The sequence below is a fragment of the Caulobacter ginsengisoli genome (genome assembly GCF_030814835.1).
Taxonomy (GTDB): domain Bacteria; phylum Pseudomonadota; class Alphaproteobacteria; order Caulobacterales; family Caulobacteraceae; genus Caulobacter; species Caulobacter ginsengisoli.
Map to the genome: position 1 here is coordinate 104,764 of NZ_JAUSVS010000010.1, position 20,858 is coordinate 125,621.

The 20,858-nt window shown below is 68.0% G+C and carries 20 protein-coding genes; 9 read left to right on the forward strand and 11 right to left on the reverse strand.

Going from position 1 to position 20,858, the window contains the following annotated elements; genetic code table 11:
* Positions 1-46 precede the first annotated feature (46 nt).
* On the forward strand, positions 47-2,206 hold the full coding sequence (locus QO010_RS20270) for a primosomal protein N' (RefSeq protein WP_307352241.1): 2,160 nt from the start codon (positions 47-49) through the stop codon (positions 2,204-2,206).
* A 289-nt stretch (positions 2,207-2,495) separates the two neighbouring features.
* On the opposite strand, the gene QO010_RS20275 is transcribed toward QO010_RS20270, so the two are convergent.
* The gene (locus QO010_RS20275) at positions 2,496-3,293 is read right to left on the reverse strand and encodes a TerC family protein (RefSeq protein WP_307352243.1); all 798 of its coding nucleotides are present in this window, start codon (positions 3,291-3,293) and stop codon (positions 2,496-2,498) included.
* A 140-nt stretch (positions 3,294-3,433) separates the two neighbouring features.
* On the opposite strand from QO010_RS20275, the gene QO010_RS20280 reads away from it, so the two are divergent.
* The 4 genes from QO010_RS20280 to QO010_RS20295 all read left to right on the forward strand — a co-directional run bounded on the left by QO010_RS20280 (position 3,434) and on the right by QO010_RS20295 (position 7,634).
* Positions 3,434-4,525 (forward strand): acyltransferase family protein, encoded by a 1,092-nt coding sequence (locus tag QO010_RS20280; protein WP_307352245.1) that lies wholly within the window; start codon positions 3,434-3,436, stop codon positions 4,523-4,525.
* A 75-nt stretch (positions 4,526-4,600) separates the two neighbouring features.
* Complete coding sequence (locus QO010_RS20285; protein WP_307352247.1) at positions 4,601-5,284, forward strand: CHAP domain-containing protein; 684 nt, start codon at positions 4,601-4,603, stop codon at positions 5,282-5,284.
* A 67-nt stretch (positions 5,285-5,351) separates the two neighbouring features.
* Entirely contained in the window at positions 5,352-6,311 is a 960-nt protein-coding gene (locus QO010_RS20290; RefSeq protein WP_307352249.1) for a magnesium transporter CorA family protein, read from the forward strand.
* Between the two features lie 114 nt (positions 6,312-6,425).
* Complete coding sequence (locus QO010_RS20295; protein ID WP_307352251.1) at positions 6,426-7,634, forward strand: pentapeptide repeat-containing protein; 1,209 nt, start codon at positions 6,426-6,428, stop codon at positions 7,632-7,634.
* 216 nt (positions 7,635-7,850) lie between these two features.
* On the opposite strand, the gene QO010_RS20300 is transcribed toward QO010_RS20295, so the two are convergent.
* Entirely contained in the window at positions 7,851-8,711 is an 861-nt protein-coding gene (locus QO010_RS20300) for a crotonase/enoyl-CoA hydratase family protein (RefSeq protein ID WP_307352253.1), read from the reverse strand.
* A 285-nt stretch (positions 8,712-8,996) separates the two neighbouring features.
* On the opposite strand from QO010_RS20300, the gene QO010_RS20305 reads away from it, so the two are divergent.
* The gene (locus QO010_RS20305) at positions 8,997-9,854 is read left to right on the forward strand and encodes an alpha/beta fold hydrolase (RefSeq protein WP_307352255.1); all 858 of its coding nucleotides are present in this window, start codon (positions 8,997-8,999) and stop codon (positions 9,852-9,854) included.
* Between the two features lie 125 nt (positions 9,855-9,979).
* Here QO010_RS20305 and QO010_RS20310 read toward each other — a convergent pair whose 3' ends face one another.
* The 7 genes from QO010_RS20310 to QO010_RS20340 all read right to left on the reverse strand — a co-directional run bounded on the left by QO010_RS20310 (position 9,980) and on the right by QO010_RS20340 (position 15,721).
* The gene (locus QO010_RS20310) at positions 9,980-10,918 is read right to left on the reverse strand and encodes a thioesterase family protein (RefSeq protein WP_307352257.1); all 939 of its coding nucleotides are present in this window, start codon (positions 10,916-10,918) and stop codon (positions 9,980-9,982) included.
* Complete coding sequence (locus QO010_RS20315; protein ID WP_307352260.1) at positions 10,915-11,394, reverse strand: transcriptional repressor; 480 nt, start codon at positions 11,392-11,394, stop codon at positions 10,915-10,917. Before QO010_RS20315 ends, QO010_RS20310 begins: the two co-directional genes overlap by 4 nt.
* Positions 11,395-11,493: 99 nt before the next feature.
* Positions 11,494-12,270, reverse strand: a complete 777-nt coding sequence (locus tag QO010_RS20320; RefSeq protein ID WP_307352261.1) for an acid phosphatase — start codon at positions 12,268-12,270, stop codon at positions 11,494-11,496.
* A 75-nt stretch (positions 12,271-12,345) separates the two neighbouring features.
* Positions 12,346-12,834 (reverse strand): hypothetical protein, encoded by a 489-nt coding sequence (locus tag QO010_RS20325; RefSeq protein WP_307352266.1) that lies wholly within the window; start codon positions 12,832-12,834, stop codon positions 12,346-12,348.
* Positions 12,835-12,837: 3 nt separating this feature from the next.
* A complete protein-coding gene (locus tag QO010_RS20330; protein ID WP_307352268.1) occupies positions 12,838-13,251 on the reverse strand; it encodes a hypothetical protein in 414 nt (137 codons plus the stop codon).
* A 65-nt stretch (positions 13,252-13,316) separates the two neighbouring features.
* Positions 13,317-14,366 carry a 1,9-bis(guanidino)-5-aza-nonane synthase gene (locus QO010_RS20335; protein WP_307352270.1) on the reverse strand — a complete coding sequence of 350 codons (1,050 nt, stop codon included), beginning with the start codon at positions 14,364-14,366 and terminating at the stop codon, positions 13,317-13,319.
* A 98-nt stretch (positions 14,367-14,464) separates the two neighbouring features.
* A complete protein-coding gene (locus tag QO010_RS20340; protein ID WP_307352272.1) occupies positions 14,465-15,721 on the reverse strand; it encodes a type III PLP-dependent enzyme in 1,257 nt (418 codons plus the stop codon).
* A 335-nt stretch (positions 15,722-16,056) separates the two neighbouring features.
* Here QO010_RS20340 and phnC point away from each other — a divergent pair, with 335 nt between their 5' ends.
* Genes phnC through phnE form a run of 3 tightly spaced genes read left to right on the forward strand, consistent with a single transcriptional unit; the run spans position 16,057 to position 18,702 of the window.
* Positions 16,057-16,851 carry a phosphonate ABC transporter ATP-binding protein gene (gene phnC / locus QO010_RS20345; protein WP_307352274.1) on the forward strand — a complete coding sequence of 265 codons (795 nt, stop codon included), beginning with the start codon at positions 16,057-16,059 and terminating at the stop codon, positions 16,849-16,851.
* On the forward strand, positions 16,848-17,858 hold the full coding sequence (phnD, locus tag QO010_RS20350) for a phosphate/phosphite/phosphonate ABC transporter substrate-binding protein (RefSeq protein WP_307352275.1): 1,011 nt from the start codon (positions 16,848-16,850) through the stop codon (positions 17,856-17,858). Before phnC ends, phnD begins: the two co-directional genes overlap by 4 nt.
* Positions 17,859-17,865: 7 nt before the next feature.
* Positions 17,866-18,702 (forward strand): phosphonate ABC transporter, permease protein PhnE, encoded by an 837-nt coding sequence (gene phnE / locus QO010_RS20355; RefSeq protein ID WP_307352277.1) that lies wholly within the window; start codon positions 17,866-17,868, stop codon positions 18,700-18,702.
* A 189-nt stretch (positions 18,703-18,891) separates the two neighbouring features.
* Here phnE and QO010_RS20360 read toward each other — a convergent pair whose 3' ends face one another.
* Positions 18,892-19,986, reverse strand: coding sequence for a glycosyltransferase family 4 protein (locus tag QO010_RS20360; protein WP_307352279.1), 1,095 nt, complete (start codon positions 19,984-19,986; stop codon positions 18,892-18,894).
* Positions 19,986-20,804: a UDP-2,3-diacylglucosamine diphosphatase gene (locus QO010_RS20365; RefSeq protein WP_307352281.1), complete on the reverse strand. Its 819-nt coding sequence runs from the start codon at positions 20,802-20,804 to the stop codon at positions 19,986-19,988. Before QO010_RS20365 ends, QO010_RS20360 begins: the two co-directional genes overlap by 1 nt.
* Positions 20,805-20,858 lie beyond the last annotated feature (54 nt).

Here is a 20,858-nt window from a genome sequence, read left to right on the forward strand (position 1 = left end):
CCCGCCCTTCCTCCATCGAGGAGGAAGGGAGAAGCAAGGGGCAGCCATGCCCCGCATAGCCGCCGTCCTCATCCCCATGCCGCTCCCCGAACCGTTCGACTATGCCGAGCCGGAGGGCATGGGCCTGGAGGTCGGCGACCAGGTGGCCGTGCCGCTGGGGCCCCGGGTGATGCGGGGCGTGGTGGTCTCGGTGCGAGACGGCGCGGGGCATAACCGGCCGCTCAAGCCGGTGATCGAGAAGCTGGCCGATCCGCCCCTGCCGGCCAGCACCCTGGCCTTCGTGCAGTGGGCGGCGCGCTATGCGGTCGACGCCCCGGCCTGGCCGCTGGCCATGGCGCTGCGGGGGCTAAGGGCGCCCAAGCCCAAGCCTGAGAAGCAGCTGGTCCTGACCGGAACCCAGCCGGCCCGGATGACGCCCGCCCGCCAGCGGGTGCTGGACGCGGCCCAGGATCATCTGGCCCCGCCGGCCCTGGCTGCCGCGGCCGGTGTCTCGGCCGGGGTGATCAAGGGACTGGTCGAGGAAGGGGTGCTGGAACTGCGGTTGGTCGAGACGCCCGCGGCCTTCGACCCGCCCGACCTTGGCCTGCCCGGCGCGACATTGAACCCCAGCCAGCGGGCCGCCGCCGACGCCCTCACCGGGATGATCGCAGAGGGCGGCTTCCAGGCCGCCCTGCTCGACGGGGTGACCGGGTCGGGCAAGACCGAGGTCTATCTGGAGGCCGTCGCCGCCGTTCTGGCCGCTGACCCCGACGCCCAGGTGCTGGTGCTGCTGCCCGAGATCGCCCTGACCCAGGCGGTATTGGCCCGCTTTGAGCAGCGGTTCGGGGTCGCCCCGGCCGAGTGGCACAGCGCCGTGCCCCCGCCCCGCCGCCGGCGGACCTGGGAAGCGGTGCAGGCGAACCGCTGCCGGATCGTGGTCGGGGCGCGGTCGGCGCTGTTCCTGCCCTTCGCGCATCTGAAGCTGATCGTGGTCGACGAGGAGCACGACGCCTCCTTCAAGCAGGAGGAGGGCTTCATCTACCAGGCCCGCGACCTGGCGGTGGCCCGGGCCCATCTGGAGAAGGCGGCCATTATCCTGGCCTCGGCGACGCCCTCGCTGGAGAGCCTGTGGAACGCCCAGCAGGGCCGCTATCGCTGGCTGAAGCTGAACCAGCGGCACGGCGTGGCCCAGATGCCGGACGTGTCGCTGATCGACCTGCGCGAGACCCCGCCCGAGACCGGCCGCTGGCTGTCGGCGCCGCTGGTCCACGCCATGATCGAGACCCTGGAGCGCGGCGAGCAGGTGCTGCTGTTCCTCAACCGCCGGGGCTATGCGCCGCTGGTGCTGTGCCGGGCCTGCGGCGAGCGGATGACCGCGCCGGACACCGACAGCTGGCTGGTCGAGCACCGCTATACCGGCCGGCTGGTCTGCCACCTGACCGGCTTTTCCATGCCCAAGCCCGACCGCTGCCCCCATTGCGGGGCGCAGGACAGCCTGGTCGCCGTGGGACCGGGCGTGGAGCGGGTGGAGGAAGAGGCGCGCAGCCTTTTCCCCGACGCCCGCATCGCCGTCTTCAGCTCCGACACCGTCGAGAGCGCCGAGGCGGCGCGTGAGCTGGTCGGGGCGATGGAGGATGGGCGGATCGACATCCTGGTGGCCACCCAGGCGGCGGCCAAGGGCCACAACTTCCCGAACCTGACCCTGGTGGGGGTGGTGGACGCGGACCTCGGCCTGCGCGGCGGGGATTTGCGGGCCGGAGAGCGGACCTTCCAGCTGCTGGCCCAGGCCTCGGGCCGGGCGGGGCGCAAGGAACGGCCGGGCCGGGCCATGCTGCAGACCTATGCCCCGGACCACCCGGTCATGCAGGCCCTGGCGGCCCAGGACCGCGACGCCTTCATCGAGGCCGAGATGACGGCGCGGGAGCTGTCGGGGTTGCCGCCGTTCGGGAGGCTGGCGGCGGTGATCGCCTCGGGAACCGATCCGGTGGTGCTGGAGGACTATGTGCGGGCCCTGGCGGCGGCGGTTCCCAATGCCGAGGGAGTTGAGGTGTTCGGCCCGGCCGATGCGCCTCTGGCGTTGGTGCGGGGGCGGCGTAGGAAGCGGCTGCTGGTGCGGGCCGACCGGTCGGTGGACCTGCAGGCGTTTTTGTCGGCCTGGCGGGCGCGGGTGAAGGTCCCGAGTTCGGTGCGGGCGGTGTTTGACGTGGATCCCTACAGCTTCCTCTAGCGCTTCCCATCCAAGAGCGCATGGAGAACGGGCCGAGAGGTTCTCCGCAAATCCTCCCCCGGAGGGGGAGGGGGACCGCCCGGAGGGTGGTGGAGGGGGTTGCCGCCGCCGACCACGCCCGAAAGCAAGTCCTCAGCCGATCCGCCGCATTCTCTCCTGACGCTCAGCGGCAGCGTAAACCCCCTCCACCATGCTCCGCATGGTCCCCCTCCCCCTCCGGGGGAGGATTTTCGCGGACCGGCTCATCGAAATTCCAGGCGCGATAGCCTCCCATCGAGGGGGAAGGCTTCTACAGCTCCGTCGGATCCTGCGCCGCCTTCGCCCGCCTTGCCCTCGCCAACATGTTCAGCCCTTCCACCCCGCCTGAAAACGCCATCGCCGCGTAGATGTAGCCCTTGGGGACATGCACGCCGAAACCGTCGGCGATCAGCACCGCGCCGATCATCAGCAGGAACCCCAGGGCCAGCATGACCACGGTCGGGTTGGCGTTGATGAAGTTCGACAGCGGGTCGGCGGCGATCAGCATCATGATCACCGCCAGGATCACCGCGGTGATCATGATCGGCAGGTCGTCGGTCATGCCCACGGCCGTGAGGATCGAGTCGATCGAGAAGACGATGTCCAGCATGAGGATCTGGACGATGGCCGCGCCGAAGTTCTGGACCACCGCCTTGGTGAACCCCGGGTCGCCCTCCTGCGGCGCGGGGTCGACGGCATGGTGGATTTCCCGCGTGGCCTTCCAGAGCAGGAAGAGGCCGCCGGCGATGAGGATCAGGTCGCGCCAGGAAAAGGCGGTCTCGAAGGTCGGGTGGCCGCCGTCATGGGTCGGTCCGGTCAGGCCCAGATCGAACACCGGCTTGGTCAGGGCGGTCAGCCAGACCAGGGTCGAGAGCAGGACGATCCGCATGACCAGGGCCAGGGAGATACCGATCCGCCGGGCCTTGGTGCGCTGATGCTCGGGCAGCTTGTTGGAGAGGATGGCCACGAAGACCAGGTTGTCGATCCCCAGCACCACCTCCAGGACCACCAGGGTGACCAGGGCGAGCCAGGCGGCGGGATCGGCGACCAGATGCAACAGACTGTCCATCAATTCCTGCGAGGCTCCTTTGACGCATGACCCCTCTATCTAGGGGATCGGGCGAACGGTTGAAGCCTTCTCGCAAATTTCGCGTGGCGCGCGATTTGCTGGGGTCCGGCGGAACTGGCCGAAAATGAAACGGGGCCGCCATGCCTGACGCCGCCAATATCCGTCCGCTGACCTCGCTGCGCTTCTTCGCGGCGCTGTGGGTGGTGCTGTTCACCTACTGGGAAAACCTGGCCACGACGGCCACGCCGGCCTTCGTCACCCGGGGCGGGCTGGGGGTCGAGCTGTTCTTCGTGCTGTCGGGTTTCATTCTGAGCCATGTCTATCTGACCAGCTTCGGCGAGGGCCGTTTCCGCTATGGATCGTTCCTGTGGAACCGGCTGGCGCGGGTCTATCCGCTGCACATCGTCACCCTGTTCGGGCTGATCGCCCTGGCCGTGGCGGCGACGGCGGCCGGTATCGCGGTCGACGACAACCTGCTGTCCTGGCGCTCGCTGCCCGCCAACCTGCTCATGCTGCAGGCCTGGGGCCTGGCCCCCGACGCGGCCTTCAACCATCCGGCCTGGTCGATCTCGGCCGAGTGGTTCGCCTATGTCACCTTCCCGGCCTTCGCCTGGGCCTTCTGGCGGCTGCGCCACAGGCCGTGGCTGGCCCTGGGCCTGACGCTGGCCTTCCTGGCCGTCCTTTATCCGCTGTTCCAGGCCCTGGCCGGGTTTCCGCTGACCGAGGCGACGATTCGTTGGGGCGCGCTGCGCATCGTGCCCTGCTTCGCCCTGGGCTGCGCGATGTTCACATTATGGCGAGCCGGCGCGGTCCGCAGCGCCCGTTCGGCCGCCCTGGGCGCCGCTTTGATGGGCGCCGGATTGCTGATCGGCGCCTCTTTTGGAGCGCCCGGACCCCTGATGGTGGCCGGTTTTGGCGGGCTGATCCTCTTCCTGGCGGGCCTGGCCCAGCACGGTTCGACTTTCGGATCGCAGCCGGTCTTCGTGTATCTGGGTGAGATCAGCTACTCGACCTACATGATCTGCGTGCCCTGGAAGATTCTATTCGTTAATCTCGCTGCCCGACTGTTGAATCTCGAAGGGGATAGACTGCCACTGCCCGTGTGGCTGATCTTCCTCGCAGCTATCGTTCCACTGTCGGCGCTGTCGTATCATCTGGTCGAGAAGCCGGCCCGGGAGCGTATGAAACTCATTGCCGGGGCCTGGAAGACGCGACAGTCGGTCGCCGTCTGACGGCTTAAAGAGTCTTTTCATTCGGCCGTAGTAGGGGTATCCCCCTTGCGTCGGAAACAGGGGGAGCCCACCAGCATGCGTCAACGGACCAGAACCCAGATCGGTTCCCTGGCCGCCGCATTGGTGCTCAGTCTCATTCCCGCTGCCCAGGCCGCCGCCGGCGTCTATTGGCAGTGCGTGCCGTTCGCGCGCCTGATGTCCGGCATTCAGATCTTCGGCGACGCCCGCACCTGGTGGGACCAGGCGACGGGCGTCTACGATAAGGGCTTCGCGCCCAAGGTCGGCTCGGTGCTCTGCTTCCGTCCCACCGACCGCATGAAGCTGGGCCACGTGGCCGTGGTCAGCCGCATCGTCACCGACCGCGTCATCCAGATCACCCACGCCAACTGGTCGATGATCGGCGGCGCCCGGGGCCAGGTCGAGAAGGACGTCACCGTCATCGACGTCTCGCCGGGCGGCGACTGGAGCCAGGTCAAGGTCTGGTACGACCCGATCCGCGATCTGGGCACCACCACCTACCCGACCTACGGCTTCATCTATCCGAACGCCCAGGCCCTGCAGATGGCCCAGCTCAACGCCCGCCTGGCCGTCACCCAGAACAACGCCTTCGCCGCCGTGCAGTCCGCCGCCAGCCAGGTGGTGCAGTCCGCCGCGCCGATGCAAATCCTGAACCAGGCGGCCGACACCACCGACGCCCTCGCCGCCCTGATCCAGGCGGCCACCGGCGGCGGCGACAAGTCGGACAAGTCGGACAAGTAGGATTCCTTCCAGCGATTGACGCCAACACGCCGCCGGGCCATGTCCGGCGGATGCGAGAGGCTGTTCCATGCTGACCCTGCTGCGCCGCGGCCAGGCGCGGATCGAACCGGTCGAGGTCGGCCCCTCCTGGGCCATGCCGGCCGATACGGTCTGGCTGGACCTGGTCAATCCGACCCGCGACGAGGAGCTGGCCATCGAGGCGGCCACCAGCCTGCTGCTGCCCACCCAGCACGACATGCAGGAGATCGAGACCTCCTCACGCCTCTATCAGGATCATGGGGCCAGCTTCATGACCGCCGTGGTCCTGGCCCACGCCAGCGACAACCCCGTGCTGGCGCCGGTGACCTTCGTGCTGTTCAAGGGCCGGCTGATCACCATCCGCTACGACCGGCCCGGCGCCTTCGAGCTGTTCGCCGCCCAGCTGGGCCGCGAGCCCGAGGTCTGCCAGGACGGGACCGGCGTATTCCTGGGCCTGCTGGACGCCATCATCGACCGCGTCGCCGACATCCTGGAGGAGACCTCGGCCGAGGTGGAGCTGGTCTCGCAGGAGATCTTCCGCCGGCCCGGCAAGACCGAGGCCTTCTCGGCCCTGCTGACGCGCCTGGGCCGGGCCCAGTCGGTGGACGGCAAGACCCGCGCCTCGCTGATCAGCCTGACCCGCATCCTGGGCTACAGCGGCCTGGTCGACGCCTTCGAGGGCGACAAGGAGCAGCGCGGCCGGCTGCGCTCGCTGCAGCGGGACGTGCAGTCCCTGGCCGACCATGGCGGGCGGTTGTCGGGGGACATCACCTTCCTGCTCGACGCGGCGCTCGGCCTGATCAATGTCGAGCAGAACGCCATCATCAAGATCTTCTCGGTGGCCTCGGTGGTCTTCCTGCCGCCGACCCTGGTGGCCTCGATCTACGGCATGAACTTCAAACACATGCCCGAGCTGAACTGGATGGGCGGCTATCCGTTCGCCATCGGGCTGATGCTGGTCTCGATGCTGATCCCGCTGTGGTGGTTCAAGCGCAAGGGCTGGCTGTAGCCGCGAGGTTTCGGCGTTTACCGTGCCAAAAACAGCGGTTCCGGACCGATTCACCCCTTTGGTCTCTGGAAAAAGAACCGTTCTTTAAGGGGCAGGAGCCATCCTCTCCGCCCTATGTCATCCACCTCCGCCAGCCTGTCTCGAAACTTCGACCATGCGGGCCTCAAGGAGGTTCTCGAGGGCCATAGCCGCTATCTGACCGGCCGGGCCGGCGGCCGGCGGGCGCATCTGGCCCATGCGGATCTCAGCAACTTCGTCCTGGCCGGGGTCGACCTTTCCGAGGCCGACCTGACCGCCGCCCGGCTGAACGCCGTCGATCTTTCCGGCGCGCGGCTGAACGGGGCGGTGCTGTTCGGGGCCGACCTGCGCGACGCCGACCTGCGCAACGCCAGCCTCTTGAAGACCGACCTGCGCGGCGCCTGCCTGCGCGGCGCCAACCTCTCCTGCGCCGACCTCTCGGGCGCCGACCTGCGCGAGGGGCTGATCGCCACCCAGGACATGACCAACGGCTTTCGCATCCTGCGCCACGACCGGCGCAAGGGCGAGCTGGACTATGCGGTGATGGAGGGGGCCAACCTGACCGGGGTGCAGACCTCCGAGTCCATCGCCGTCGACCTGTCGGACGCCAACCTCAAGGGCGCCCGGCTGGGCGGGGCGCGACTGGTCAAGGCGATCCTGGACGGCGCCGACATGACCGGCGCGAGCCTGTTCAACACCGACCTGGGCGGCGCCTCGCTGCGCCGGGCCATTCTGGTCGATCTCGAGCTGGAAGGGGCCAATCTCGAAAAGGCCGACCTGACCGGCAGCCTGCACGGTCCGCCGCCGGTGGTCTATGTCGACGACCGGCCGCTGGGCGACGTGCTGGACGCCCATGAGCGGTTCTGCGTCACCGACGGGGCCGAGGGCGAGGCCGCCAAGGCCGTCGGCATCGATTTCCGCCCCGCCCGCACGCTGCGTGGCCGCCGGCTGACAGGGCTGGCCGCGCCGGGGGCGGTGTTCTTCGGCCTGAACATGGAGGGGGCCCATCTGCAGGGGGCCGACCTCACCGGGGCCGACCTGCGCGGGGTCAACCTCAAGGGCGCCGACCTGCGCGGCGCCAAGCTGATGCGGGCCCAGCTCGACCGGGCCGACCTGCGCGAGGCCAATCTCGGCCCGCTGATGATCGCCGAGGGCCGCTACCTGCGCACCGACATGACCGGCGCGCGCCTGGCCCGGGCCGACCTGCGCGGCGCGGACCTGCGCCGGGTGCGGCTGTTCGAAGCCGACCTGGCCATGGCCAGGCTCGACGGCGCCGACCTGCGCGGGGCGGAGATGGAGGTCTGATCTGCGGCCTGCGCTGCGGGTGGGTCTCTGCCTTTTAAGATTTGTCCACGAACAACACGAACAACACGAACGGAGCCATAGGCGGCTTCGGCCGAAGGCCTATCGAATCTGAGGACCCTCCGGGTCGGGCGCGGGATCGGCTCAGCTTGTTCGTGTTGTTCGTGTTGTTCGTGGACAAAAACCTTGCTGCAGTTTCGGCCGCATCGGTCTTGGGGATTACATGCCTTTGCGCAGCGGCATCAGGTCCGGGAAGACCGGCTCGCGCTTTTCGGCCTTGGCCTTGAAGGTCTCGGCCATGTGCGGGCCGCTGAACATGCCGGTCTGCCAGACGGCGATATAGTCCAGCCCGTCCTTGATGGTGTGATCGCGGGCGTAGTTGATCATCACCTTCGAACCGGCGACGGCCAGGGGCGACTTGGACGCGATCTCGCGGGCCGTGGCCAGGGCGTGGGCGACCACGGCGTCGTGGTCGGGCAGCACCTCGTTGACCAGGCCGATGGCCTTGGCCTGCTCGGCGGGCAGGCGCCGGCCGGTATAGGCGAGTTCGCGCACCCAGCCCTCGGGGATCAGCTTGCAGAGGCGCGGGAAGGTGCCGACATCGGCGGTCATGCCGATATTGATCTCCATGATGCAGAAATAGGCGTCGGCGCTGCAGTAGCGGATGTCGCAGGCGCTGGTCATGTCGACCGCCCCGCCGATACAGGCGCCGTGGATGGCGGCGATCACCGGCATGCGGGCCTCGTCCAGGACCGAGAAGACGTCCTGCAGCTGATGGACATGACGGCGGAACATCTCGCCGGCCACGTGCGGGTCCTTCGGCCGGCCGCTGCTGTCCCCGACCCCGTCGAACACCGACAGGTCCATGCCGGCGCTGAAATGCTTGCCGGTCGAGGAGATGACGATGCAGCGGGCCAGGGCATTGTCGCTGATGTCGCGCACGATGACCGGCAGCTCGTTCCAGAACGCCCTGTTCATGGTGTTCATCTCGGCGGCCCGCTTCATGACGATGTGGGCGACCCCGGCCTCGATCGTAACGTCGAAACAGGTGAATTCGGTGGTGGCGGTGATGGCGTTCATCGGTGGTTTCCTCTCGTTGCCTGCATCATCCGCGCTGGACGCCGGGGAAGGCAAGAGTGGGGAAGGGACGCCGCGCTCGCTCCTCCTCCGTCGTCATTCTAGGCCTTGTGCCTAGAATCCCGCTCTCCGCCGCACGATCAGACAGCCGTCCAGCGCGGCGTTTCAACCGCTACTTTTGCAGCGAGCGGAACACGGGATCCTGGGCACAAGGCCCAGGATGACGGGTTTGGGGTTGCTGACGCCGCGTCAGTTCGGCCATGACGAAGGCCAGACGAGGGGATGGCCATGGACGCCGACCAGATTCCGTATCGGCGCCGCCGTATCGCCATTTCGGGCGGGGAGATCGCCGGCATCGAGCTGGGCCCCGAAGAGCGACCGCTGGACATCCTCTTCCTGCACGCCAACGGCTTCAACGCCCTGACCTACCGCTCCATCCTGGCCCCGCTGGCCAAGGACTACCGCATCCTGTCGGTCGACCAGCGCGGCCACGGCCTGACCAGCCTGCCGGCCGATCCGAGCGCCCAGAACAGCTGGTACGGCTTCCGCGACGACCTGATCGCGCTCCTGGACGCCCTGGACGCCCCGCCCCTGGTGCTGGGCGGCCATTCCATGGGCGGGGCGGCCAGCCTGATGGCCGCTGCCGAGCGGCCGGGAGCGGTCAAGGCGCTGGCCCTGTTCGATCCGGTGCTGATGCCAGCGACGGTCTCGGCCGAGATCCTGCGGGATACGCCGCTGGCTAGAGGGGCGCTGCGGCGGCGCGGCCAGTTCGCCAGTCGGCAGGATGTCGTGGAGTCCTATCGGGGACGCGGGGCGTTCAAGACCTGGTCCGAGGCGATGCTGGTCGACTATGTCCAGGACGGCTTTACGGAGAACACCGAGGGCGTGGGCCTGACCTGCACCCCGGGCTGGGAGGCGGCCAACTTCTCCTCGCCCCAGGGGAATGTGTTCAGCGCGTTCGGGAAGATCACCGTCCCGATCCACATCCTGCGGGCGGAAACGGGTTCGACCTTCAACATCGGCGAGCGGGCGGCGGGGCTGCCGGGCAATGTGCGGATCGAGACGATCGAAGGGACCAGCCACTTCCTGCCGATGGAACGGCCGGATCTGGTGCGCGACGCACTGACGGAGGCGGCATCCCTGTAGGCGGCCTATTTCGGTGACAGTTTACTTTATTCGCTCTGAGCCCCCTCACGCCTGACCGTGATCCAAGGGCGAATAAAGTAAACTGTCACCGAAATTACCCTGACCGGCGCAGCTTCCCCGGCAGGTTAGAGCGCCAGCCCGACCTTCGCCTGCCCCATCAGCACCGCATGCGCCGCCTCGGTGATCGGGATCACCTTGCGCGTCTGCAGATCGAACGTCACCGCCACCACCTCGCTGACGCCCCAGGGCCTGCCGCTCTGGGGGTCGAGCATCCAGTGGACCATGCGCATGACCTTGTCGTTCGCCCCCACCAGGCCCGAGCGGATGTCGAAGCGGGCGCCGGCCCGGGGCCAGTCCAGATAGAGCAGGCGGTATTCCACCACCGCCCCGCCGATCTCGCCGGAGGTGGGCGGGGCGTGTTCGACCACGGTGGCGCGGAAGCCGTGGACCAGGGTCCCGACGCCGTCGGAGACCTTGCCGATGAACTGCTCGGCCCCGGCCCGGCCGAAGACGTCGCAGTCCTGCGGGGCGAAGGCGCCCAGGCCGATGCGGGTGAGGTCCAGTTCGTCGGCCCGGGCTACGCTGGCCCTGGACCTGACCGGATCGAGCGAGAGGCCGCGGGCCTGGGCCTCTTTCGGCACGGCGACGGTCAGGGCCGCCGCCCGCTCACGGGTGCGGGCCGGCCAGGGGAAGGGGCGGGCGTCGCGGGCGGTGACATGGGCGACCACGATCTGGAAGCTGGCGGCCAGGGCGCCGGTGTCGGCATGGACCAGCAGCAGCAGCAACCGCGCCTCGTCCTTGCCCATCTCGACCACCCCGGCGGTCATGTAGAGGGCCGCCCCGGCCCGGGCCTCGCGCATGAAGCGGATATGCTGCTCGCGGACCATCAGGGTGGCCCCGGCGTCGGCGGCGAAGGCCTGGGGCATGCCCAGCTCGGCGGCCAGTCCCGCCAGCCCCTGCATGGCCGCGACGCCGTAGAAGCGCACATTCATGTGCCCCATCTCGTCGCATTCCCAGGTGTTGACGCCCCCGCGCCAGACCTCGACGCCTGGCCAGGTCGTCACGTGCGGCAGTCTCCGCAGAGGCCATGGGCCTCGACCGTGACGCCGGAGAGGGCGTAGCCAGCCTCACCGGCGATGGATTGGATCTCGCCCAGGCCGGCCGGCTCGATTTCGCGGGTCGCCCCGCAGCAGTCGCAGATCAGGAAGGCGGCGGCGTGCCCGTCCGCCTCGCGCCGGCAGGCGACATAGGCGTTGAGGCTCTCGATGCGATGGGCGAAGCCCTGCTTGGAGAGGAAGTCCAGGGCCCGGTAGACGGTCGGCGGCTTGGCCGGGGCGCCGTCGGCCCCGAAGGCGGCGATCAGGTCGTAGGCCTTCACCGGCTGGCCGGCCGCCAGCAGCAGCTCCAGCACCCGTTTGCGCGGGGCGGTCAGCCGCTCGCCGGCCGTGGAGCAGCGGACATCGGCGTCCTGCAGGGCGTGGCCGAGGGCGGCCCCAGCCAGCCCCCGGGCGTCGTGCTCATGCTCGCAGTCGTGCGCCATGCCCTTCAGGTAGAGATGCGCGGCCCCCTAGGCAAGTTGCGGAGCGCGATAGCCGCAAGTGGGAACCGGTTGCGGCGGCTAGCGCGCGACCATCAGGAATCAGTAGGGGTCTTTGGCCAGCAGGTCGGCCTCGGCCTTGCAGATCCCGGCGTCCGGCGCCGCGCCGGTCTTGCGCAGGGCGGCGATCTCCTTGCGCACCCCGTCCAGGTCCTTGCGGAAGGCGTCCTGGCCGTGCAGGGCGGCCACCACGGCCGAGGCGTTGGTGCGGCCGGCTTCGGCGGCGCTGGCGTTGTGCACCCCGCAGACCACCCGGCTCTCGCCGATGGCCCGGGCCCGCAGCAGGATCTGTGGCGTGCGATCGGGCAGCAGCTCGGCCAGGATCAGCCCCACCGACCAGCCCCAGGTCACGTGGCCGGACGGATAGTCCAGGCTGTCGGGCTTGGCGACACAGGTCTCGCCCTCGTCGATCCGGAAGGGGCGCTGGCGCTTGTAGAAGTCCTTGGCGGCGTTGGTGGAATCGCCGACGTCCTTGCGGATGTGCAGCAGCAGGGCGGCCAGCCTGGGCGCCGTATCCTTGTCCAGCGTCACCCCGGCCGAGCAGCTGAACTGCTGCAGGATACTGGCCGAATCGGCGTCGCCGATGGCCATCGTCCAGCGGTCGCTGCCCTTCAGCGACCGGGTCTGCAGGAAGATGGTGCGGTCGGCCTCGTAGCGGCTGGTCCCCGCCGTCGGGGCCGGGGGCAGGATGTGGGTGGTGTCCAGGGGGGCCGGCAGATAGCTGGCGGGGGGCGCGTCGGCCGCGAAGGCCGCCCAGACGCCACCCCCGGCGAGCAGGACTACGGCGGCGATGGTGGCGATGGTGTTGCGCGGCGTCATGGCGGCTCCCTCCCGAGGCAGGCGGCGACCATGCCGGAAGTCACCCCCGGGGATCAACCATGCCTGTGTGACCCCTCACCCCTTGGGCGCGTGGTAGGTCAGCTGCACCGTCGTCAGGCCGTTCGCCGCAGCGGCGGTCAGCTGCATGCCGCGGGCCCCGCCCTCCTCCTCGGCGGCGAACATCTTGCTGCCGCCCATGTCCATGTCGGCCGAGACCGGCACCTTGGCCTTGGCCGCGGCGTCCCGATAGAAGGCCATGACCTGGTCGGGCGCGTCCTTGGTGGTGAAGCGCAGGATGGTGACATCGCCGGTTTCGATCCGCGAGAGGACGGCCGCGCCCGGATAGGTCGGGGCGTAGGCCGGCGGGGCCCGGCCCGGCGCCGCGGCGACGGCCGCCGCGCCGCCCTTGATGACGGCGACCTGGCCGTCGGGGGTCTTGACCGTCACCTGGCCGCTCTCGGTTCCGGCGGCGACCGTGGCGGCCGGCGCCTTGGCGGGCGGCTTGCCGCAGGCGGCGAGGCTTGCCGCGAGCAGGGCGGCGCAGAGGGCGAAGGGGGCGCGCATGGGTCAGCTCTCCGGCTTGGCGGAGGATTGGGTGACCTGGATGCTGGTCTGGTCGCCGGCCTTCATGGCCATGACCTGGACGCTCTTGCCGGTGGCGGCGTCCTGGACGACGAGCATCTGGCCCATGCCCAGGTTCATTTCCTTGACCGGGCCCAGCCCGCTGGCCCCCAGCTTGCCCTTGTAGAAGGCGACGACCTGTTCGGGCGTGTCGGTGGTGGCGAAGCTGACCCCCACGGCCTGGACGCCGCCGACGGTGGTCTTGGAAGCCGTGACGATCGTCGCGCCCGGATAGGCGGGTGCGTAGGCCGGCAGGGCCGCCGCGGCGGCGGTGGCCGCGGCGCCGCCCTCGGTCTCGACCTTGGGAACACAGGCGGTCAGGGCCAGGGCGGCCAGGGTGGCGATGAGAGCGGTGCGCATGCTGGGGTCCCCCACGAAGAGGACCCCAGCCTAAGCCCAAGCGCTCGGGCTATGCCAGATGGCTTTTACGCGAACAGCTTGTTCCAGCGGCGCTTCTCGCGGGTCTTCCAGGCGCCCCGGTGATAGGCGTCCGAGCCGATCAGCGGCACGACCGTGGTGGCCTCGGCGAAGACCATCTGTTCGAAGGTGGTGTCCACCTTGCCCCAGCTCGCGGCCTCCTTCAGCGTCGAGGAAGAACAGGCGCCGTCGCGGACGTCGGCGACGGTGATCTGCACGGCGTATTTGTGCATCTCGGCCTCGACGCCCAGGATCTCGGCGCAGACCACGGTGTCCTGGGCGAAGTTCTTCGGAACCCCGCCGCCGACCATGAAGAGGCCCGTCGTGCCGGCGGCGATCTTGATGTCGGTCAGTTCGCGGAAGTCGGCCACGGCGTCGATCATCAGGTAGGGCTGCCTGGCGGCGGCCCGCTCCTTCTGGTGCTTGACCAGGCCAAAGCCGGCCGATGAGTCGACGAAGGCGGGGCAGAAGATCGGCACGCCCTCTTCATAGGCGGTCTGGATCAGGCTGCCGGGCTTCTTGGCGTTGCCTTCCGAGAGCCACTTGCCGATTTCCCAGATGAACTCGCGGCTGGAATAGCCGCGCGGCTCGAGGCGGTTGGCGATCTCCAGGATGGTGTGGTCGCAGGCCTGGAGCTCTTCCTCGTCGATATAGGTGTCGTAGATGCGGTCGATATAGTTCTCGCGCAGCACGTTGTCGTCGACCGGGCCGGCGGCCTGATAGTGCTTGAAGCCCAGGGCCTCGAAGAAATCCATGTCGATGATCGAGGCGCCGGTGGCGACCACCGCGTCGATCATCCCGAACTTCACCATGTCGCGGTAGACATGCATGCAGCCGCCGGCGCTGGTCGAGCCGGCCAGGATCAGCCAGGGCGAGCAGGTCCTGTCTTCCAGGGCCATGTTGAGGATGTCGGCGGCGCGGGCGGTGTCGCGGCTGGTGAAGCTCATCTTGCGCATGGCGTCGATGACCGGCCGGGCGTCATAGGCGGTGATGTCGACATGCTCGACGACGTTGGAGAGCAGCTCGGCCTTGATGTTGTTGCGAACGGGAGCGTTCATCGCTTCAGGTTTCCCTTTGGATATGAGCGCCCGTCCAAAATATCACTCCAGGCCCGGACGGAGCGACGGGCCTGGAGGATCTCTAAGCTTGTAAACGCCTACTTGCGGCGACGTTTCCCGCCCTTGGGACGCGACAGCCGCACGACATTGCTGCGCTGCGCGGTCTTCGGGGCCGGGATCGAACGGCGGGCCAAGCCGAACATCGAGGCCATCGGCGCGTCCTGGACCTCGACGGTCTCGGTGTCGCCAAAGCCGTTGAAGCGGCTCGACATGGCCACGCCATAGGCGCCCATCATGCCGATCTCGATGTAATCGCCTTCCTGCACATCGCCGGGCAGCCAGAACGGGCCCGGCATATGGTCCAGCGAATCGCAAGTCGGGCCGTAGAAGCGGTAGGGCTTCAGCTCGCCCTCGACTTCATGGGCGTCTTCGCCGTCGCCGCGGTAGAGCTTGACCGGGAAGGGCCATTTGACGTGCGCGGCGTCGAACAGCGAGCCGTAGCTGCCGTCGTTGAGATAGAGCGCGTCACCCTTGCGCAGCTCGACCTTGGTCAGCAGCGAAGTCGATTCGGCGACCAGGGCCCGGCCGGGCTCGCACCACAGCTCGGTGGTTTCCGACACGGGCATCTCGTTGAAGCCGCGCTCGATGGCCGCGAAATAGTCGTCCATGTCCGGCGGGATCATGCCGGGATAGACGCTCGGGAAGCCGCCGCCGACATCGACCACGTCGGCGAAGACGCCGGCGCGCACGAGGCTGCGGCTGACCTGGGCCATCGCGGCCTGGTAGGCAGTCGGGCGCATGCATTGGCTGCCGACGTGGAAGGAGACGCCCATCAGCTCCTGGGTCGCGCGGCGCGTGGCCATCAGCAGGGCAGGGGCGTGGAAGGCGTCGACGCCGAACTTGCCGGACAGCGAGAAGTTGGCCCCTTCCGCATCGACCGCCATGCGGACCATGAGGTTGAGGTCCTTGGCGCCGCCCGTGGCGTCGAGGATCTTGGCCAGCTCTTCATGCGTATCGAGGGCGAAGGTGCGGACGCCGTAATCGAAATAGGCTTCCGAGATCGCCCGCCGGCTCTTGACCGGATGCATGAAGGCCATGCGCGCGCCGGGGGCGTGCTCGGCCACGATCTTCACTTCCGGAACCGACGCGACGTCGAATCCGGTGACGCCGTTGGCGTACAAGGTCTCGATCGCCCACGGTGAAGGGTTCGCCTTCACGGCATAGAGGATCTCGCCTTTAAACTTGTCCTGGAACCAGCGCGCCGCTGCGGCTACGGCATCTCGTCGCACAAGGGCGACGGGACGTTCCGGAGACCGCTCACGGACCAGGTCCAGGGGTTTATGGTACGTGTGCAATTCACGTAACCCCCATAGATTGTTGAACCCAGACCGGCGTTAGCAGCGCAGATAGGACACGGGGTCCGCCGGAGCCGTGCGAAATAGGGGTCGGGGCCCCCAATGTAAAGTTTTTTTATGTGACAGTTTGTGGGCCGGGCCCGCCACATTTCGCCTCACTGGCCCTCAGCGTCATCAAACCGTCGCATGCCTCTTTCATCAGGGGCCTGCTTGTGTGCTAGAGCGCCATCGGACAGAGTGGCTTAACAGCCGTCCGTCGATGCGAAGAACACAGGTCCACCCGCCTCGCCGCTCCTGGCGGCGCGCACGCTGCAAGGGTTGTCTCCAGCAAAGCCATGACGTCGGAAGCCGTCCTATCCATACGCGACATCTCCAAGACCTTTGGCCAGCGCCGGGCGCTGGACAAGGTCAGCTTGAGCGTCGCCAAGGGCGAGATGATCGCCCTGATCGGGCCCTCGGGGTCCGGCAAATCCACCCTGCTGCGCTCGATCGACGGTCTGCAGACCATCGACGGCGGCGACGGCGCCATCGACGTGTTCGGCGGCAAGGTCCAGCACCGGGGCCGGGTCAGCGACAAGGTGCGCGACGCCCGCATCCGCATCGGCTTCATCGCCCAGCAGTTCAACCTGGTCGGCCGGCTGACCCTGTTCAGCAATGTGGCCCTGGGCTCGCTGGGCCGGATCGGCTTCTGGCGCGGCATGCTGGGCCAGTGGCCGGCCGAGACCAAGGCCGCGGCCATGCAGGCCCTGCACCGGGTCGGGGTCTCCGACTATGCCGGCCAGCGGGCCAACACCCTGTCGGGCGGCCAGCAGCAGCGCGGCGCCATCGCCCGGGCCCTGGTTCAGAAGGCCAAGATCATTCTGGCCGACGAGCCCGTGGCCAGCCTGGACCCCGTCTCGGCCCGCAAGGTGATGGACATCCTGCGCGCCCTGAACCGGGAAGACGGCCTGACCGTCATCGTCACCCTGCACCAGGTCGACTACGCCCTGCGCTACTGCGACCGGGTGGTGGCGCTGAAGGCGGGCAAGATCGTCTATGACGGTCCGCCGGCGAGCCTCGGCAAGACCCAACTGATTGAAATCTACGGCCCGGAATTCGAAGACGTCTTCTGGGAAGGAGCCCCGCAATGATCCGTCGCGCCCTGCTTGGCGTCACCGCCGCCCTGTCGATCGCCGTCCTGATGGGCTGTGGCGGCGGCGAAAAGCCCGCCGCCAAGAACGAGGTGACCTTCTCGATCCTCTCCACCGAGTCTGCCCAGAACATGGAGAGCTACTGGCATCCGATCCTGCTGGACATGGAGAAGTCGACGGGCCTGAAGGTGAAGCCCTTCTTCTCCTCCAGCTACAGCGCGCTGATCGAGGCCATGCGCTTCAAGCAGACCGACCTGGGCTGGTTCTCGAACCGGTCCGGGCTGGACGCGGTGCGCCGGTCCAACGGCGAGGTGTTCGCCCGCACCTTCGACGACTCCGGGACGGACGGCTACCGCTCGATCATCGTCGTGCGCAAGGACAGCCCGATCACGGCGGCCGACCTGCTCAAGTGCGACAAGAAATTTACCCTGGGCATGGGTGACGTGAAGTCGACGTCCGGCAATCTGGCCCCGATGGCGCTGTTCTTCACCCCGGCGGGCATCGATCCGTCCGAGTGCTTCAAGACCGTGCTGACCGCCACCAACTACCAGGCCAACATGTTCGCGGTCGCCAATGGCAAGCTGGATGTCGCGGTCAGCAACTCGACCGCCCTGCAGCTGAGCCTGGCGCGCGGCGACAAGCAGACCGGCATGCTCAAGGTGATCTGGCAGTCCGAGACCCTGCCGGAAGATCCCATCGTCTGGCGCAAGGACCTCGACCCGGCGGTGAAGGAGAAGCTGCGGCAGTTCTTCCTGACCTACGGCCAGGGCGACACCCCGGAAGCCGCCAAGCAGCGCGAGAACATGAAGAGGCTGAGCATCGGCGGCTTCAAACCGGCCGACGACACCCACCTGCTGTTCGTCCGCAAGATGGAGGCCGGCGAGGAGCTGGGCCTGGCGCAGAAGGCCAAGGATCCGGTCAGGGTCGCCGCCGCTCAGAAGGCGCTGGACGCCGTCAACGCCGAGGCCGCGGCCGCCGCCGCCAAGGCGCCGGGCGGGACCAACTGAGCCGGCCATGACTCAGGAAACGACCGCCCTTTCTCCGCCCACCCGCTCGCTTTCGGCCCGGGGCTTCGATGTCCTGATCTGGGGCGGCCTGGCTGTCCTGCTGATCGTCAGCTTCGGACCGGCCGAAATCAACAAGTTCCCTGACCTGCTCTCCGGGTCAGGCAACATGCAGAGCTTCGCCAAGGAGTTCTTCGCGCCCTTCAACCCCATGCGCGCGGACTTCCCGGAAGCGCTGCTGACCGCCAAATGGCCGCTCTACATCGCCAAGATGTGGGAGACGATCCAGATGGCGCTGTGGGGCACCTTCCTGGCCATCGTAGTGGCGGTGCCGCTGGGCCTGCTGGGCGCCCGTAACATCACGCCGGTGTGGATTCAGCAGCCCGTGCGCCGGGTTCTGGACCTGGTGCGGTCGATTCCCGACCTGGTGCTGGCGGTCATCTTCATCACCGCCGTGGGCCTGGGCCCCTTTGCCGGGGTGATGGCGATGATGTTCAACACCGGCGGCGTGCTGGCCAAGCTGTTCGCCGAGGCGGTGGAATCCATCGACAAGGGTCCGGTCGAGGGCGTGCGGGCGACCGGCGCGGTGAAGCTGCAGGAAATCGCCTGGGGGGTCCTGCCGCAGGTGGCCCCGCTGTGGACCGGCTACGCCCTCTACCGCTTCGAGAGCAACAGCCGCGCCGCCACGGTGCTCGGCCTGATCGGGGCCGGCGGTATCGGCCAGGTGCTGATCGATTCCACCAACAGCTTCGCCTACGACCAGACCGGCTGCATCGTGCTGGTCATCGTGGTGGCGGTGTCGGGGATCGACCTGCTGAGCCAGGCGATCCGGACGCGGTTGCTGTAGGGGCGGTTCGCGCCTCTCCTCCTCGCTTGCGAGGAGGAGCGAGGGACACGCCGAAGGCGGTGTCCCACGGAGGGGGAGCCTTGCGGCGGTTCAGCCGCTGCTGCGTTCACCGGCATTCGCTGCAGGTAGGCCCTCACCCGCTCTTCGCGCTACCGCGCTCAGAGTCGACCTCTCCCAGAGGGAGAGGAGTTACGCGGCGGCTTTCGGTTTCCGCCGCAACCGCGCCAGCCTTCTCAGCCGCCGCCAGAACCGGGTTTTTTCCGGCTCGGGATAGGGCTGCAGGTTCTTGACGAACTCCTCGGCGCAGCTCTTCCAGCTGTAGCCCTCGGCGAATTTGCGCACGACCGCCCGGTCCAGTTTCAGGCATTCCAGGCAGGCTTCGGCCAGACCGTCGACCTTGCCGGGCGCCAGGGCCCCCGCATTCGAACCCGGGATGATGTCGATGGGCCCCGGGGCCGAGAAGCCGGCGACGGGGGTGCCCGCGCCCATGGCTTCCAGGATCACCAGGCCGAAGGTGTCGGTCAGCGAGGGGAAGACGAAGACGTCGGCGCAGGCGAAATGCCGGGCCAGCTCCTCGCCGAACTTGGCGCCGGTGAACACCACTTCGGGATATTTGGCGGCCAGTTCCTCGCGCTGGGGACCGTCGCCGACGATGACCTTGGTGCCGGGCAGGTCCAGCTTGGCGAAGGCCTCGATATTCTTCTCCACGGCCACCCGGCCGACATTGAGGAAGATCGGACGGGCCAGGTCCTTGAAGATATCGGGCTCGCGTAGTTTCGGATGGAAGAGCTCGGTGTCCACACCCCGCGACCAGGGCGAGATGTTGCGAAAGCCGTGGCTTTCCAGCTCCTCCTGCATGGTCGGGGTCGCCACCATCAGCCGGCCGGACGGCTTGTGGAACCACTTCATGTAGGCGTAGCCGGCCGCCAGGGGCAGCGGCAGGCGGGCTGAGACGTATTCCGGGAAGCGGGTGTGGTAGCTGGTGGTGAAGGGCAGCTTCCATTCCAGGCAGATGCGCCGGGCCGCCAGGCCGATGGGCCCTTCGGTGGCGATATGGATGGCCTCGGGCTCGAAGCTCTTGAGGCGTTCCTGCACCGGCTCGTAGGCGCCGAGCGCCAGCTTGATCTCGCTGTAGGTGGGCAGGGGCACGGTGTGGAACTGCTCGGGGTGGATCACCTCGACCTCGTGACCGGCCTCGCGCATCTCGGCGACCACCCGGGTGAGGGTGCGGACCACGCCGTTGACCTGGGGCTCCCAGGCGTCTGTAGCAATCAGTATGCGCATCAGGCGGCGGCGGGCTCCGCCAGGCCAGACCCGGCAGGAATTGGCATCCTGCGGTCGATGGTCGACCAGGATCGCTCCTTGGCCCAGTGCAGGATTTCCATCCGGCCGTCAGCGTGCTCGACCAGGGCCGTGCAGCTTTCCACCCAATCGCCGTCGTTCATGTAGAGGACGCCCCCGATATCGCGCATCTCGGCCTTGTGAATATGCCCGCAGACCACGCCGTCGACGCGCCGGCGGCGGGCCTCTTCAGCAATGGCCTCTTCATAGTTCTCGATGAACTGAAGCGCGTTCTTCACCTTGACCTTCAGATAGGCCGACAAACTCCAGTAGCCCAGCCCCATGCGTCGCCGAATCCGGTTCAGCAAGGTGTTCAGCATCAGGAGGGTTCTATAGGCCCAATCGCCGACGAAGGCGAGCCAGCGGGCGTGCATCACCACCCCGTCGAACTCGTCGCCATGGGTGACCAGGAAGCGGCGGCCGTCGGCGGTCTTGTGGATGGCGTCCTTGACCACGGTGACGCCGCCGAACTTCATGCCGGCGAAGCCGCGGCCGAATTCGTCATGGTTGCCCGGCACATAGATGACCTTGGTCCCCTTGCGGGCCAGGCGCAGCACCTTCTGGACCACGTCGTTATGGGCCTGGGGCCAGAACCAGCCGCCCTTCAGCTTCCAGCCGTCGATGATGTCGCCGACCAGATAGAGGGTCTCGCATTCGATCGACCTGATGAAGTCGAGGAGCAGTTCGGCCTGGCAGCCCTTCGTGCCCAGATGGATGTCGGAGATGAAGACGGTGCGATAGCGGCGGACCTGGTCGGTCATGCGCTTCCCCCAGAGGGCGCCTCCCCGGCGCGGATGGCTCGTGCGCTAGGCTGA

Excerpts from the sequence above, each read along its gene's own strand:
- QO010_RS20270 (WP_307352241.1), top strand. The coding sequence starts at position 47 with ATGCCCCGCATAGCCGCCGTCCTCATCCCCATGCCGCTCCCCGAACCG.
- QO010_RS20275 (WP_307352243.1), bottom strand. The coding sequence starts at position 3,293 with ATGGACAGTCTGTTGCATCTGGTCGCCGATCCCGCCGCCTGGCTCGCC.
- QO010_RS20280 (WP_307352245.1), top strand. The coding sequence starts at position 3,434 with ATGCCTGACGCCGCCAATATCCGTCCGCTGACCTCGCTGCGCTTCTTC.
- QO010_RS20285 (WP_307352247.1), top strand. The coding sequence starts at position 4,601 with ATGCGTCAACGGACCAGAACCCAGATCGGTTCCCTGGCCGCCGCATTG.
- QO010_RS20290 (WP_307352249.1), top strand. The coding sequence starts at position 5,352 with ATGCTGACCCTGCTGCGCCGCGGCCAGGCGCGGATCGAACCGGTCGAG.
- QO010_RS20295 (WP_307352251.1), top strand. The coding sequence starts at position 6,426 with ATGTCATCCACCTCCGCCAGCCTGTCTCGAAACTTCGACCATGCGGGC.
- QO010_RS20300 (WP_307352253.1), bottom strand. The coding sequence starts at position 8,711 with ATGAACGCCATCACCGCCACCACCGAATTCACCTGTTTCGACGTTACG.
- QO010_RS20305 (WP_307352255.1), top strand. The coding sequence starts at position 8,997 with ATGGACGCCGACCAGATTCCGTATCGGCGCCGCCGTATCGCCATTTCG.
- QO010_RS20315 (WP_307352260.1), bottom strand. The coding sequence starts at position 11,394 with ATGGCGCACGACTGCGAGCATGAGCACGACGCCCGGGGGCTGGCTGGG.
- QO010_RS20320 (WP_307352261.1), bottom strand. The coding sequence starts at position 12,270 with ATGACGCCGCGCAACACCATCGCCACCATCGCCGCCGTAGTCCTGCTC.
- QO010_RS20325 (WP_307352266.1), bottom strand. The coding sequence starts at position 12,834 with ATGCGCGCCCCCTTCGCCCTCTGCGCCGCCCTGCTCGCGGCAAGCCTC.
- QO010_RS20330 (WP_307352268.1), bottom strand. The coding sequence starts at position 13,251 with ATGCGCACCGCTCTCATCGCCACCCTGGCCGCCCTGGCCCTGACCGCC.
- QO010_RS20335 (WP_307352270.1), bottom strand. The coding sequence starts at position 14,366 with ATGAACGCTCCCGTTCGCAACAACATCAAGGCCGAGCTGCTCTCCAAC.
- phnC (WP_307352274.1), top strand. The coding sequence starts at position 16,057 with ATGACGTCGGAAGCCGTCCTATCCATACGCGACATCTCCAAGACCTTT.
- phnD (WP_307352275.1), top strand. The coding sequence starts at position 16,848 with ATGATCCGTCGCGCCCTGCTTGGCGTCACCGCCGCCCTGTCGATCGCC.
- phnE (WP_307352277.1), top strand. The coding sequence starts at position 17,866 with ATGACTCAGGAAACGACCGCCCTTTCTCCGCCCACCCGCTCGCTTTCG.
- QO010_RS20360 (WP_307352279.1), bottom strand. The coding sequence starts at position 19,986 with ATGCGCATACTGATTGCTACAGACGCCTGGGAGCCCCAGGTCAACGGC.
- QO010_RS20365 (WP_307352281.1), bottom strand. The coding sequence starts at position 20,804 with ATGACCGACCAGGTCCGCCGCTATCGCACCGTCTTCATCTCCGACATC.